This is a genomic window from Bacteroidota bacterium (assembly GCA_016706255.1).
In the GTDB taxonomy this organism is placed as follows: Bacteria; Bacteroidota; Bacteroidia; order Chitinophagales; family BACL12; genus UBA7236.
The window spans coordinates 214,329-227,828 of record JADJJZ010000003.1; the positions used below are offsets into that span (position 1 = coordinate 214,329).

General features: G+C 34.4%; 16 protein-coding genes and 3 pseudogenes. All 19 read right to left on the bottom strand.

Annotation, left to right across the window (positions count from 1 at the left end):
* Positions 1 to 65 precede the first annotated feature (65 nt).
* Entirely contained in the window at positions 66 to 431 is a 366-nt protein-coding gene (locus tag IPI65_02550; GenBank protein MBK7440429.1) for a hypothetical protein, read from the bottom strand.
* A 229-nt stretch (positions 432 to 660) separates the two neighbouring features.
* Positions 661 to 1,005, bottom strand: a complete 345-nt coding sequence (locus tag IPI65_02555) for a hypothetical protein (GenBank protein MBK7440430.1) — start codon at positions 1,003 to 1,005, stop codon at positions 661 to 663.
* Between the two features lie 133 nt (positions 1,006 to 1,138).
* Positions 1,139 to 1,327, bottom strand: a complete 189-nt coding sequence (locus IPI65_02560; protein MBK7440431.1) for a hypothetical protein — start codon at positions 1,325 to 1,327, stop codon at positions 1,139 to 1,141.
* 30 nt (positions 1,328 to 1,357) lie between these two features.
* Positions 1,358 to 1,597 (bottom strand): annotated as a pseudogene (locus IPI65_02565) (hypothetical protein).
* Positions 1,598 to 1,873: 276 nt separating this feature from the next.
* Complete coding sequence (locus IPI65_02570) at positions 1,874 to 2,182, bottom strand: hypothetical protein (protein MBK7440432.1); 309 nt, start codon at positions 2,180 to 2,182, stop codon at positions 1,874 to 1,876.
* The gene (locus tag IPI65_02575; GenBank protein MBK7440433.1) at positions 2,182 to 2,493 is read right to left on the bottom strand and encodes a hypothetical protein; all 312 of its coding nucleotides are present in this window, start codon (positions 2,491 to 2,493) and stop codon (positions 2,182 to 2,184) included. Before IPI65_02575 ends, IPI65_02570 begins: the two co-directional genes overlap by 1 nt.
* A gap of 165 nt (positions 2,494 to 2,658) precedes the next feature.
* On the bottom strand, positions 2,659 to 3,261 hold the full coding sequence (locus IPI65_02580) for a hypothetical protein (GenBank protein MBK7440434.1): 603 nt from the start codon (positions 3,259 to 3,261) through the stop codon (positions 2,659 to 2,661).
* Between the two features lie 619 nt (positions 3,262 to 3,880).
* The gene (locus IPI65_02585; protein MBK7440435.1) at positions 3,881 to 4,384 is read right to left on the bottom strand and encodes a DinB family protein; all 504 of its coding nucleotides are present in this window, start codon (positions 4,382 to 4,384) and stop codon (positions 3,881 to 3,883) included.
* A gap of 69 nt (positions 4,385 to 4,453) precedes the next feature.
* Positions 4,454 to 5,152 carry a YafY family transcriptional regulator gene (locus tag IPI65_02590; protein MBK7440436.1) on the bottom strand — a complete coding sequence of 233 codons (699 nt, stop codon included), beginning with the start codon at positions 5,150 to 5,152 and terminating at the stop codon, positions 4,454 to 4,456.
* A 203-nt stretch (positions 5,153 to 5,355) separates the two neighbouring features.
* The gene (locus tag IPI65_02595) at positions 5,356 to 5,907 is read right to left on the bottom strand and encodes a DUF2199 domain-containing protein (protein ID MBK7440437.1); all 552 of its coding nucleotides are present in this window, start codon (positions 5,905 to 5,907) and stop codon (positions 5,356 to 5,358) included.
* Between the two features lie 105 nt (positions 5,908 to 6,012).
* A complete protein-coding gene (locus tag IPI65_02600) occupies positions 6,013 to 6,855 on the bottom strand; it encodes a hypothetical protein (protein ID MBK7440438.1) in 843 nt (280 codons plus the stop codon).
* A 242-nt stretch (positions 6,856 to 7,097) separates the two neighbouring features.
* On the bottom strand, positions 7,098 to 7,475 hold the full coding sequence (locus tag IPI65_02605) for a hypothetical protein (GenBank protein ID MBK7440439.1): 378 nt from the start codon (positions 7,473 to 7,475) through the stop codon (positions 7,098 to 7,100).
* Between the two features lie 306 nt (positions 7,476 to 7,781).
* Positions 7,782 to 8,272: pseudogene (locus IPI65_02610) on the bottom strand (tryptophan-rich sensory protein).
* Positions 8,273 to 8,379: 107 nt separating this feature from the next.
* Positions 8,380 to 8,889 (bottom strand): pyridoxamine 5'-phosphate oxidase family protein, encoded by a 510-nt coding sequence (locus IPI65_02615; protein MBK7440440.1) that lies wholly within the window; start codon positions 8,887 to 8,889, stop codon positions 8,380 to 8,382.
* Positions 8,890 to 9,283: 394 nt separating this feature from the next.
* The gene (locus tag IPI65_02620) at positions 9,284 to 9,811 is read right to left on the bottom strand and encodes a GNAT family N-acetyltransferase (protein ID MBK7440441.1); all 528 of its coding nucleotides are present in this window, start codon (positions 9,809 to 9,811) and stop codon (positions 9,284 to 9,286) included.
* A gap of 177 nt (positions 9,812 to 9,988) precedes the next feature.
* Positions 9,989 to 10,789, bottom strand: coding sequence for a hypothetical protein (locus IPI65_02625; GenBank protein ID MBK7440442.1), 801 nt, complete (start codon positions 10,787 to 10,789; stop codon positions 9,989 to 9,991).
* Positions 10,790 to 10,950: 161 nt separating this feature from the next.
* The gene (locus IPI65_02630) at positions 10,951 to 11,490 is read right to left on the bottom strand and encodes a hypothetical protein (protein ID MBK7440443.1); all 540 of its coding nucleotides are present in this window, start codon (positions 11,488 to 11,490) and stop codon (positions 10,951 to 10,953) included.
* A 398-nt stretch (positions 11,491 to 11,888) separates the two neighbouring features.
* Positions 11,889 to 12,600: pseudogene (locus IPI65_02635) on the bottom strand (YggS family pyridoxal phosphate-dependent enzyme).
* Positions 12,601 to 13,199: 599 nt separating this feature from the next.
* Positions 13,200 to 13,460 carry a DUF2024 family protein gene (locus tag IPI65_02640; GenBank protein MBK7440444.1) on the bottom strand — a complete coding sequence of 87 codons (261 nt, stop codon included), beginning with the start codon at positions 13,458 to 13,460 and terminating at the stop codon, positions 13,200 to 13,202.
* Positions 13,461 to 13,500: the final 40 nt, after the last annotated feature.

Consider the following 13,500-nt stretch of genomic DNA (forward strand, 5'->3'; position numbering starts at 1 on the left):
CAAAACCCCAATTTTGCCAATCTGTTTTTAGCGGTACGTTGTTTTTTGCCTTGATATTAATTTGTTTATCTCCCTTGTAAATTAAAAACTGTTCCTGCTGGGTCTTGAATCCAATGCATATTCTTAGGAAGTTTTTCAATTTCGTCACACGTCTCAACGCCATTCAATAGCAAATAACTTGTCGCGTCTGCTACGTCTGGAACAGTAAGCTGCAACCAGGTTTCTGAGTGTGTATAGTTGTCAACGCAGTCTAACCAAATAACATTATTACCAAACTTTACTTCGTGAGTTCTTGAAATGGTAGGATTGTCAATAGGCTTCTCTTCAACTTCTAACTTCAAAATATTTTTGTAAAAAGCAACCGTTTGGTCGTACTTACTTTTCGGAATTTTTATCGCAATGTTAATTCCGGCTTCAAATTTTATATCCATTGTCGTTTTGATTTTTCTATGCCAAATTACTGTTTTTTCAATTCTTTGGTTCTGTCGTGGGTTCGTTCTGTGTCTTTTTGCAATGACAGCTACTGTGTTGTAGCTACCCGAAGGGCGGGACTTTTACCGCAAGACTTTATTTAAAAATAATGTTTGATTAACCAAAAAACTGTCATATGAGGCATTGAACCGCCAATTTCTTGAAGGTGCTGTTATGCGTTCTTATTTTTTACCAAGGTCCGTTCTTTGTAACATTTATAAATCTGTCATTTTCATAACGATATGCTCCACCATAGCCCACAAACCAAAGTCGTCTTTGCCGGTCTTCGTAAATTTGAAAAGTCAGTGGACCATAATTTCCTTCTTCTATTCGATATTCAGTGAGTTTTTCACCACTTAATCTGTATATACTGCGAGAGCAATTAAACCAGATATCACCCTTAAAATCTACAATTATACTGCCTGTTCCTTTGCTTTCCTCAAAATGCAATTCTGAAATATTGGTAAGGATATTCTCATTAAGATAAAAAGTCCTTTTGAAGTCGAAACCCAGAATCCACCTTTTTGTCTTCAACTATTTTGCTAACAAAATTTGTTGGAACACCTACTTCGTTTGAAATATTCTTTAAATTTTTATTTGTATATGAAAATATACCTGCATTAATAAAACCATATTGTTCCCTTACTATCTTCAAGTATACTATGAATCATTTTGGTGCTGATACACCAACAGTTGTATCCATCTTCCCTTCCGGCAGGTCGAAATTATTGAATCCTTGTCCATTAAATATACAAGCACCTTCTATTGTCCCAACCCAAACATTACCATTGACATCCGTCTCAATGCACCATACATCATTGCTTATTAAGCCATCTGATTCGTAATAATTGGTCACTGATGTACCGTCAATACTGCTAATACCATCAGTATGTCCAAACCAAATTATCCCATCTTTATCTTCTGCAATGTCTTTAATTGTTACTTTTCCGCCTGATTCACTTCTAATACTATCAATATAAATTAACGAATCGCCAGCTAGTTTGAACGCTCCCCCCTGGGCTCCAAACCAAATGTTTCCCTTGCTATCTTGAAAAATAGTCCTTACAACGTCACTTATCTGATTGTTGAAATTTGGAAATATATCTGTTCCCTTTTCTTTTATTATATTTTGTTTATCAGTTTTATTCGCTTGCCCATTACAAGACGTTATAAAAAAAAACGCAATACCTGTAAACCATTTTATTCCGTAAAATGATGAATTCTCTTTTTCATTGAATCTCTATTTATATGACGCACAATGTTTTTGCAGATTTGCGATGAGATGGAATTTTATCACAAATGTTTCATTCGAAGATACAAACTTTCTTTAAAGACAAGGCTGTCCTTAGCGAAAACCCGACTATTGCAAATGTCCTGTTACTGTGCGTTTTTTTGTCCATTGTCATTTTGGAAATTTTGATAAATCCAACCCAGCAGATTCAACATAAATTTCATCAAAGTCAGCGGAGTCAGTCACACCAATACCACCTTCCGGTTTTAATTCTGTGTTATCCTCAAGAATAATTCGAAAATTAAAGTTATCTATGTTAGAAATTCCTTGCTTCTCAAAATGTTGCTGAATAGTCTGCTGATATTTTTTGTAATTGTCGTTTGCGATTAAGTTACCGCCAATTCCGCCCATACTTTCTTCTATGATTAAAAAATTAACTTCTCCAATTTTATCATTGTCTATGTATAGATAACCTTTCATTAATCTTGTTCTTCAATTGTAATGTTTAAATATTCGCTCTCTATTTTGATTCCGAGTAATAGGCCAATGGTTTCATTGTCGGCAGAAACTATGAGCAGTTTGTATTTATTATCTTCACTTGAAATTTCAACATCTTCTATCGCTTTAATTCTAAAGGTCATTGAAAGTGATTGGTTAAATGGCACATTTATGAACCAATTTTCTTGCACTGTGCCTTCTTTTAATTGTCCGATTAAATAAAATTCGTTCCTGCGTCTAATCGCAAAACTGTCAATTACCTCAAATTGTCCTTGTCTTATTTCTGTGTTCATTGTCGATCTCATTAAAATGCCCTGTAACGTGACGGGGCTTTGCGTTCGGGCGGGTTTCGGAGCACAGCAGCTAGTTTTATTACTTATGTTTAATTGAAAAACTACTGTTGAATTTTGCACTTCAGCCCGCCTGATGCAAAACCATTGTTATAGCCAGTTTTTCTTTTAGTCTGTATCTGTGATGTCAATGATTGTGATTTCATATTTTCTCTTGTCAAAAAGTAAAATTGAATAGTCCCAAGCAATGTCGTAAAACCACTGTGATGTTTCAATTACAAAGTCATACGAATTGAATTCTTCAAATCTATTTTCAAGCTCGTTTTTTACAAAGTCCGTAGCGACTGTCCAAGCGTGTCTTTGGTCAATCTTTTTGTAAGCACCACCAAGTCCCATAATTCTTGAAAGTCGTCCTGGCAGTTCATAAATGTCTGTCCAGTATTTTACATTTTTGACCTCTGGTTTATTGTCTTTAATTTTCAAGTCCGTTCGATAATCATCAAGGTCTTTGTGTCTGAAAATATTTTTTAGAAAGTCAATTTCGTCCAAGCGATTTCTTTGAGCGAACCAGTCAAAATGTTGATTACTTGAAACTTTGTATTTGTGAAGTTGAATTCCACCGTTACAATGAGTTTCCGAAATCTTTTCTTTCAAAATATTGCTTGACTGAGACCAATTGTCGAGCCTTGAAAGTCGAATAGAAGTCCAAAGTCCAGTAACCTCTGATGAAGTTGGTCTTTCTTGTTCCCAGTCTATTTGTAATTCGTTCATTTGTCAGTTACGGTTATCGTTCTAAAATTGGCTAAAACAGCTTTATATACACAACCTCATTACACAAATTTCTCCCATTCAGCACGATTTACGCAATAAAGTAAGATTCTGCCCAAAACTTGATTGCTAAAAATATGCGTTATTCAATAGTTCAACGCCATAACCCGCAAATTCAAGGTATACCGTGAACCCCAAAAATGTCACATTTTATCAAAATTACAAAAATGCAGCTAAGGTGAGCCGCTTGACTAATGTCATAAAAGTCAGCATCCCACCCACTTTACCCTGTCACAAAAAAAACCTAACTATACGAAAAATGACTGCCTTGAGTTGCACTGCTCCTAACATTTTGAAACAAATTCAACGAGTTTTTTACACAAAGATTCGGTTCCGTCTTTGTTGCGTTTTCAGCTGTTTCAAGTTAAACTAGTAATTTTCATGTCAGCAAACAGATAAAAAAAGGACATTGCATAACCACCGCCAATGCTCAAATCAAAACTAAAAAGATTGACCGTCACTTTTTTATATCGACGAAAAAATAAAGTAGTATCTGCTTCTTGAGCATTAAACTATCACACCAAAGCAAAATGATACTGTCTTGGTCAAAATTCTATAAAGTTTATTTGTTAGAAGTCATTAAAGAGAAAAATAGAAAATCTGTTGAAGGCATTTCAGTAAAGTCCAAATTGTGCGCAATTGTTACAATTTGCCCACGATGATACGTGCCGTGATTAAATAAATGTTGCAGATATTCTACAAGTGTAAGGTTTGCTTCAAACCAAGGTGTTTTGATATGCACTTTTTCAGATAATTCCTCTTCTGTTAATTGGTTTACTTTCTCAGCAATAATTGACGATCTATTTAGTAATCCTTCAAATACCTCCTTGGGTTTTAGGTCTTTTATATCATATCGATTTACGGCATCCGTGTTTTTGAAAAGGTTAGTACACCACATTTCTTCAATAGCCCAGATATGGTTTAAAGTTTGAAGTATACCGTTAAAACTAGATTGAACATCTTTTTGAAGTTGTTCTTCTGATTGGTTGTTTAACCATTTTACAAATTGCTGATTAGCACTTAAATTGTAAGCTGCATAGCTTGAAATTAATTTTTTGATACTCATTTTATTGCTTTTTTAATTATTACAATACAAAAGTATAATGAGCTTGTGACAACAGTATGTCAAGGGTGTTTATTGGTCGTGATATTTTTCAAAAAACTCTTGTAGCGTCATTTTATGAGGTGTGAAATTTTCTCGTTGAACTTGCAGTTTTTGAATTCTGTCCAACCGAAAATAGCGAAATTCTTTGCGCAGACGGCAATAGGCAACCAACAACCAACCTTCTGAGATGTTTAATAAAGCAAATGGCTCAACAGCTCTTTTACTATCTTTATTTTTTGCGTTGATGTATTCAAAATTTACAAGATAAAAATTGGTAAGTGCAGTTTGTAAAGAAGATAAAATGTTGCTATTTATTTCATAATTATCAAGTTTCGCAAATTTTGTTCTTAATGAAAGTAAGTTAGCTTTGTCTTTCTCGGTTTGTCTTAAAACTGCTTTTATCTTGTCAATGGCTTCGCCATAATCTTTAATTAATGAACTGTCTCTATTTTTTAAAACCAATTGTTCTGAAAGAATTAATGCGTTTGCTTGGTTCTCAGTAAACATAATTGGTGGAATTTTGTAACCTTCCATCAAAGTATAACCTTTACCATCTTCTGTCAAAACCGGAACACCTGCTTGTGCTAATGCTTTTAAGTCCCTATAAATTGTTCTTGTGCTAACGCCAAATTTTTCAGCAAGTTTAGTAGATGTTACAAGTCGTCTTGCTTGCAACTGTGTTAAAATTGCAACAAGTCTTGAAAGTCTTTTTGTATCGTTATCATTCATTCTACAAATGTCTGATTTTTTTTAGTTTTAGTGTTTCCTAAAATGGCATATAACGATTTCGGGATTTGCGAAGAAGCGGATTTCGAAGCACTAAACCATCTGCCAGCACGAAACTTAATACGAAGCATAATGATTCATTTAAGTACTGAACGCGCCTTTTTGCCAAGCGTCTGTAAGCAGTAGCTCTTTTGTCTATCGAAGTTTTAGTTTGCATTGTGTTGTCGTCTAATTATTTCGTCCACTATTTCTACCGCTCGTTTGTATGTAATTCCGTTTTCTTGATCAAATGTCAAACGATGTTCTTCTTCTATTGATTTGATTTCTGGAATTAATCCAACTTCTTGCTCTATCGCAATTGTCTTGATGTTTAATGTGTCGCCATAGGTTGGAACAATTGTTTGTAACCAACCAAAATATGGTTCTTCTTTTGTCCTATTTATATCTTCCCACAAGTCCATTCGTTTGCCAAAGTTGTCAGCACTTATTGATGTCCACACTTTAAAAATTAAATTCTCGTTATGGTCAGTTATTGGAATTGTCAATCTACCACGATGAAAGAAATGGTGTTCGTCCACCACACATAAACTCTCTTTAAGTTCAATTCGTTTTTCTCGTTCGTTTTGTGGAACAGAAAAGTAATAATCAGGATAGTCAGACCCAAAGCAAAGCGGCAACTCGTCATAAACCTTTCCGCAACAAGAACACTTGTAGATCGGTTTGGGTTTATCTTTCTTTAAGAATGAGAAAAGTTTCATATTTCTATTTGTCGTATATCTATTTAATGAAATAAACTTAATAACTGCAGTAACCCGTTATAGTTCCAGTGTGCTGATATAGGCTTTAAGCAACACACAGTTAATCTAACTATATTTTATCAATTTTTTGATTGTCAAAGTTTTTGTTGCCTTCTTACTTTTCTTTTCATGATCAAATTGCTTGTTTGCAGTTTCAATCAAGTCAATCCAGTCTCCGCAATACATAGAATTTATATCATTCTCATCTTTACCTTCAATGTCAAAAGTAGCGTTTACGCCAACTTTTCCGATCAGTTCAAATAAGTGGTTGTAGCTTTTTCTGAATCCATTCGCTGGAAACCATCCTACAAAAGCTCCACCTAAAGTTTGGGGACAATTTATATACAAAACTTCAGACCTTAGAAAGTCTATAACTTCCGGTTTTTCATTTTGATTTATTCTTGTCAAAGCAATAAGGTTAAATCCAAATTTGGACTTGTGTTCAGCCGCAAGTATTATTGCTCCTCCAAAGTTTCCATTCAACAACTTAAAAGATAAACAGTCACCTACATTAAATTTTGAATTTTTGGGCTTTCTCTTAGCTAAAGGTTTTGCCTTTGGTTTTTTAATTTTTAATAAAAATTTGTCTAATACGATTTTTCTTTTTTTGATATCATTTTCTTCACCCTTCAAGCCCCGCCATATATTTAAGTCAATTCCGGTTTCAACTATATGGATAACTTTTTCAAAAACCATTTTGTCTAAGGAAACGGTTTCCCATTGTGCTAAAGCCAATGCAAGCCAGAAATTGGTAAATTCCTCAGGATCATTAATTAAATCAGAATTAGCAGCTATAATGTTTTTAGAAATTTGTTCAGATTTCAGACCGTCATTGTAGTAGTTGAAAAATTCTGCGTAAATGTCAGAGGAAGTGTCATTTTCTTTAATTCCGGTTCCCCATGTTCCCATAATTTCGATGTTGTTTATAATTGTCTTACTACGTATGCGCTTATTGCCGATACCGTTTTGCAGATTTGCGACGGACGCGATTTCCACAACAAATTATAAATCGAAGATACAAATTTTCTGTGGCTACTAAACTATCAGCTGAGCACGAAACCTCGCCTATTGCAAATGTGTTGTTATAGTCTGTCTTTCTTGTTGTCTGTTTATTTGTCATTAGTTTCTCTGTACTATTTGTGGTCTTGTTATTACCATTGTCCGCCTGGTGAAAATAGAAATTCGATTGGCGTGTCAATGTCGTAAAGCCATTGATAACTATTGTTGTCTTTTTTGCAAAATGGCTCTATTAAATTTATCATATTTTCATAGCTGTTTCTCGTCAAGTCGCAGAAAAAAGTTGAATTGTCATTGCTATTAATACCTAAGTCTATTTCTGAAATGCGCAATGTCAAATTACAATTAATTGCTTCTATAAAATCTATTTCCTTTAAGTCAAGTTGTCTGCTGTTGTCAATAATTGTTTGTTGAATTACCTTCTTAAAATTGTCGGCTTGAATTTGGTCAAAGTCATAAAGCCGAACAAGTTGGTCAGTCACAACTCCGGTAAATTGTCCGGCGTTACTAATGTTGTCAAGGAATTCAAGTTTCATATTAGATTGTCATCTTTTCAGGTTGCCTATTACGTTCTGCTGCTTGGCCAAGGTGCCGATTTAACCACAAATCTTCAACCAAAGCACACACTTCAAATTTATAAAAAACTTTCATACGAAGCACTGAACCCCCACTTTTGGCAAACCCCTATTAGCAGAAACCGTTCTTACCCTCCGAAGTGATCTTGGTGCAAGTTTACACTCAGCCAGAGCGGTCGTAAAAAATAAATTTGTGTAAAAGTGTGGGATTGGTTTTGAATTATATTATTACTGCCCCAATTTTCAACGATTTAAATTCCAAATAGCAAAATTTAAAATCGTGGCGAATGAAACCCATGAAATATAGGGCACAAGCAACCAAGCAGCAAGTTTTGAAAAGTTTGAAAAAGTAAATATGGTGATTATGATAATAACCACCATTAAAATAATATCAAGTAATGCAAATGCCGGGGAATGAAAGTGAAAGAATATAATGCTCCACCAAAAATTAAGAAATAGTTGTAGTGCAAATAAGAAATAAGCTTTGCGTTTGTTTGGTTCAGTTGAGTTGTTGTTCCAAATTATGCCTAACGAAATTCCCATGAGCAAGTATAGCGTTGTCCACACCGGCCCAAAAAGATATGCAGGTGGATTCCATGTTGGTTTGTTAGTGTGTCAAACCAAGGGTTGTTGTTTGCACTTGCTAAAAGTCCACTGATTATTCCTACACTTTCGCATAATATGATTGCAATGATGAATTTCCATGCAGTAGGTAACCTTTTTGTTGCTGCCATTGAATTAAAATTCTTTACTGAGTTTCAATCACCAATAGATAATTCAGTTATTCATTAATTGTTCTTAATAATTATTTATGAAATGATTAATTGCTTTTGACTTTTAATTAAACCTTTAATTCCCCTTCTGTACTAGTAACTAAATTTGTTCCTGTAACAACCGATGCTACCATCTTTAAGAAGTTTATCATTTTGTTTCCGTCTGTATCCCAGTAGTAAGCTGTAGTTGGGGTTACTTTAATTATAGAAATATTAGGGTCGTCCTTACCCTCTTTAAACCAAGTTTTGGCAAGGGGAGTCCATAGTTCTTCAATTTTTTTCTGATCTAAAATTATTTCTGCTTCACCGTTTACAACTAAGTAGCTGCTTTTTGCAGGATGAGAAAAAAAGAGTTGCACAATTTTATCTGCTGCAATGGCCTTATTTTTATCGCTGTTCTTTTCGCTGAAAAACCAAATATTGCCCTGGTCGCAAACTTTTATTGCGGACATAGGTCGGCAAGTAGCGCCATCGTCTGTTTTCAAATTGGTGCAAAAAAGACAAACCATAATGTCATCGACTAAACTTTTCAATTTGTCAATAGCTTCTTTGTTGTTAAGATTTTCTGTATTGTTCATTTTTTATTTTGTTTAGTGATATTACATTTTGTTGTAAAATTTCAACTATACAAAATTGATACTATTAGTGTTCTTGAGCATTTTATAATTAATGAGAATATTTACATAATTCACAGTTTTTATAATTGAAGAAGTCAGTTAATGCATTAGCAACAACAAAACAGCCCCGTTTTGGGGCCCGTCTCTTGATGACCAAACGGTCGGGCATAGGGTTTCTGCTAACGAAAAGGGCTTGGCGACAAAGCGGATTTTTAGGACAAAAGCTCAATAGAATTCCAAATTTTGAACTTCGTATAAATGTTTCATAGAAGCATTCAGCCGCCCATATTGTCAAACCGATGTTATGCGGTTCGAACTTTTGCTCGTAATGTATTTTGGTTTCTTGTAGCCAATATTATTGTGTCAAAGTGAAAATATTTAAGTTAGGATTTTCTGTGTCTTTTTCTATTGATTTTAAAAAATTAAATTTTAACAGAAGATTGTTTGAATTCTGATTCTCATAATGTGTAACTGCAATTATTTTTTTAAATTTTAACGTCTGAAACACGTAGTCAATTACTATTTGCGCCGCTTCATTCATTATTCCTTGTCCCTGAAATTGCGTCATTAGTTCATACCCAATTTCACAACTATTTTTTTCGCTTGAAAAGTCAAATAGGCAAATTGTCCCCACAAGTGTTTTTGTGTCTGTCAAGGTAACCGCCCAATAAAACGTATTGCCTATTCCAATGTTAACATTGATCTTGTTGATGAAATTTATTGCATCTTCAGTGGTCTTACATGGTTGTCTATCAAGAAACTTGTTAATTTCCGGGTCAGAACGCAAAGCAAAAATATCTTGCTGGTCGTCAATTAATAATTGTCTGAGTGTTAATCTTTCAGTTGTCAAAATTGGAAATGTCGCAGAATTCAAATTTGTCATTCAGTTATATTTTATTGTATTGGGTTCGTCATAGCCTGACCGGTAACGTTATGCAGCTACCCGAAGGGCGGGATTTTCACCGCAAAACTTGATTAAAAGTAATAAACTTCCGTTAAGCACATAACTTTCTTTGGAACGCGAAACCCCACCTTTGGGGTAACTGGTGTTAGGCGTTCGTTATTTTATTTCGTTTGTCATTCTATTAAACAATTGTTCTACTTCTGTCCAGTAAGTTTTGTCTTCTGTCTCTTGGTCAAGTAGAAGAAGAGTTGAAAAGAATTCATCTTTTCTTTCTTTGTGTTCTTCAACCAACCTTTGCTTGTCTATTTTAATATTTCCCCATTCATTTGCAACAGCTAACTCAACCTGTTTGTCCATTGCGGCAAAGAAAGATTGGCCAAATGTTTTTATTTTATCTACAAAGTCGGAATAGGCCATTTCAAAACTTCCGTCCTTGGCTGTCCACAAGCTAATGCCATTTTCCAAAATATGTTCTGTGTCCCAAACAATTCTCACTTTATTATTACTTCTGAAAAATGATAAGTTTGGTCCGCCAATTAAGTGTGCAGAGTCAAATGTTCTTTGATATGTCCACGAAACGAGTTTGTCATACTTTTCATAATAAAAAACACTATCTAAATCTTCTTTTTCATCATTAAGGTCGAGCCATTTCTTTGCATCAGATTGAAACTTCTTTAAATCTTTTGTCAGGTTGTAGAAGTCTTCAGGAATTGCCTCTCTTATTTTGTTAAAAATGGCAATAAAGTCTTCAATAAATCTTGATAACTGATAGTCATTGTATGGAGTCTGTTTATTTCCCCAATAGTCAATAGCTTCTTTCGTGTATTCATAAATTGTTTCATTTCCGAAAGTCAACCACAAGTCTCCGTCTGTCAATGCAAACCAATGTAATGATAATTCGGGTTCTTGTCCCCAAGGTAAAATTTTGTTTATTTCTCTTAATTTAAAGTTTATCACTGTCGGTTTTTTATAATGACGCCTAACGTTTTGGCGCTTGGCGAAGAAGCGGATTTCGAAGCACAAAACTGTCTGCCAGCACTGAACTTGATACGAAGCACAAAGCTTCATTTAAGCACTGAACCCGCTTTTTTGCCAAACGCCTGTAACCATTAGTTTTTTTAGTCATTTCCGTTATCTTCTCTGCTTTCGACAATTTTAGATGTCCATTTGTCATTCGTGTATTCGAATAACTTTTCAATAAATACATGGTCATTGTTGTAACTATAATTCTCATAAATTTTTACAGCGTTATTTGTTACAGCTTCTCCAGTTATAGAAAGCACAATTTTGTTTTTTGAAAAACAGTCCCAAACGCTTAATGAGTCTGTATTGTTTTTGCATATTCTATCCATAAGAGCGGACAAACTGTCTCCTGTGCACAAAGTCGTCTTTTGGGTTTTTAATTTTAAAATGTCGAAGTAAGGTTGTTCATTTAAATTTGGTTCATAATAACGGTTCAATTCATCTTTACTTGAATTTCCGCAAATTCCTAAGAACGATTCGTAAATAATGGTGTCTCCAACTGTAAATGGAATCTCAATACTATTGACAATTTCACGTCTTAATTTTTCGGGTTCTGGGAATTTGTCAGTCGAAACCGTGCATTCAGTAAAAATTAAAAGAATGAGAAGTAATAATATGTTTTTTGGCGTTGTCATATTTGGTCTTCTTATATTACTGCTAACGTTTCTCAGCTATACGCAGGCAGGGATTTTTACCACTGAACTTCCTACGAAGAACTGAACTTTAAATTTAGCACTTTCCTGTCCTACGAAGCACGAAACCCCTGCTTGCGTATAGGTGATGTTATAAGCTGGCCTTCTGTCTGTCGTGGTTGTAAAGTCCTTGTAAATTGTGAGTTTCGGTGTTGTTGTCAAGTTAAGGTTGGGTCTGTTTGTGTTGGCTGTGGTTAGTGGTTTTAAAATTTTAGAAGGGAAGGAAATTTTAAAAATAATTTTTCTTTGTCCTTAGGTGGGAAAGGTGGAAGCTCTTTTGCAAGCTTTGGTCTGTGCTTGGGCTTGTGCGGCTTGCAAATGTGCTTACACCTGTGCGTTGGCTATTTGTCGTCATTCCAATAATAGCTGTCTGGAAAGGTCGTTTGCCGAATATTGCAGTTCCAACACGAATTATCGTTGAGCCTTCTTCTATGGCTGTTTCTAAGTCGTTGCTCATTCCCATTGATAACTCGTAAACAGGGAAGTCTTTGTCTAACATTTGTAATTGAATTTTTTGAGCAATTGAAAGCATTTGCGAACTTTTTTCTTTTCAGTAGAAAAAGGCCGATTGTCATTAATCCTTTAATGTTTAATCAGTCAAGTTGTTTAATTTGTTGAGTAAAAATCAAAGTATTTTCGGGTGAAACACCAAACTTACTTGCTTCATAAGAGGTGTTAACTTGGATAAAAACATCTAGGGTTCTATTTTCAAATTCTAATCTCTTTGCAATTTTTCAGCTAATTCCAACCTGTCAACCGATTGTATGCAGTCAGTATATTTTATAACTTCCTTGATTTTGTTGGTTTGAAGATGTCCTATGAAATGGGTTTGGTGTGGCGTATTTTTAGTTCTTCATATTTGTCTTTGAGCTCTTGTATTTTATTCTCTCCAATCAGTGTTTCTCCTGATTCAATCGCTGTAATAATATTTTGAGCTAAAACAGTTTTTGTTGCTAAAAGAAGTTTGATTTCATTAGGATTTCTTCCAGAAAATTCAGCTGCTGTTCTAATTCTACGTTTAATATTGACAATGTTTTCGATTATAAAACTCATAATTGTAATTCGTGTTCAGGGCAATCCACTCTCAACTCGTTTTCGGCAAGTTTACTTTTAAGGAGTTTACAGTAGTGCACCTTTGTCCAAGTTGGTAATTGGAACAAGTAAACACATTCTTTGAATGGTAATGATTCCTGATTTGTTTAAGTCATAAATCAATTTCAGCAATCCATTAAGCATTATTGTTTTGTTCCTGTGTCAGTTTTTCAATGGGTTTGTTCTATTGATGAAGCAAATAATGATGACTTTTTGGCTATTTTTTTTCCTTCGTTTGTGAGTGATAGGAAAAACTTCTCGTATCAATGGGGTCAGTCTCCTTTGGTTACTAATTCTTTTAAAAGTAACACTTTTACGCTGTCGCTTATTGTGGCTTTGGTCATATTAAACTCATCAGCCAAATAACCCACTTTGCATTTTTCCAATGAATGAAAATAGATAAAAATTAAAAATTTGAATTTGTATCGGGCTTAATGAGTTTTCTTTGCTTTCATTCCATAATAATACTCTGAATGCTTCTGAAATTCGTTCCAAAGCCACAACAATGCGACTTTCAATTTTTGGTTTTGCTCGTTAAGGTGAAAAGAGGAATAGTTCATTTATTTACAATTTTCCATTTCAATGATAAAATATCCTTTTTGTTTAATCTCTGCTTCCCATTGCGGTCTTACGGTTTCAATGTGACAAAAACTGCATTCTTTTGATGTTAAGGATTGTTCTTCTTGCCCTTTTGTTTTTAAATATTCTCTACCATAAGCGTATATTATGGTAGTATCTTTTATTTCTTCAGGTGCGATAATGTCGAAGTGCATTATGCTACCGTCTTTTGTTACATATGTGTCCCAAACTGCTACTTTCATTTTTTTTGTTTTATTGTTTTGTGCGTTTGCAGTAAATGCA

Excerpts from the sequence above, each read along its gene's own strand:
- IPI65_02550 (MBK7440429.1), bottom strand. The coding sequence starts at position 431 with ATGGATATAAAATTTGAAGCCGGAATTAACATTGCGATAAAAATTCCG.
- IPI65_02570 (MBK7440432.1), bottom strand. The coding sequence starts at position 2,182 with ATGAAAGGTTATCTATACATAGACAATGATAAAATTGGAGAAGTTAAT.
- IPI65_02575 (MBK7440433.1), bottom strand. The coding sequence starts at position 2,493 with ATGAACACAGAAATAAGACAAGGACAATTTGAGGTAATTGACAGTTTT.
- IPI65_02580 (MBK7440434.1), bottom strand. The coding sequence starts at position 3,261 with ATGAACGAATTACAAATAGACTGGGAACAAGAAAGACCAACTTCATCA.
- IPI65_02585 (MBK7440435.1), bottom strand. The coding sequence starts at position 4,384 with ATGAGTATCAAAAAATTAATTTCAAGCTATGCAGCTTACAATTTAAGT.
- IPI65_02590 (MBK7440436.1), bottom strand. The coding sequence starts at position 5,152 with ATGAATGATAACGATACAAAAAGACTTTCAAGACTTGTTGCAATTTTA.
- IPI65_02595 (MBK7440437.1), bottom strand. The coding sequence starts at position 5,907 with ATGAAACTTTTCTCATTCTTAAAGAAAGATAAACCCAAACCGATCTAC.
- IPI65_02600 (MBK7440438.1), bottom strand. The coding sequence starts at position 6,855 with ATGGGAACATGGGGAACCGGAATTAAAGAAAATGACACTTCCTCTGAC.
- IPI65_02615 (MBK7440440.1), bottom strand. The coding sequence starts at position 8,889 with ATGAACAATACAGAAAATCTTAACAACAAAGAAGCTATTGACAAATTG.
- IPI65_02620 (MBK7440441.1), bottom strand. The coding sequence starts at position 9,811 with ATGACAAATTTGAATTCTGCGACATTTCCAATTTTGACAACTGAAAGA.
- IPI65_02630 (MBK7440443.1), bottom strand. The coding sequence starts at position 11,490 with ATGACAACGCCAAAAAACATATTATTACTTCTCATTCTTTTAATTTTT.
- IPI65_02640 (MBK7440444.1), bottom strand. The coding sequence starts at position 13,460 with ATGAAAGTAGCAGTTTGGGACACATATGTAACAAAAGACGGTAGCATA.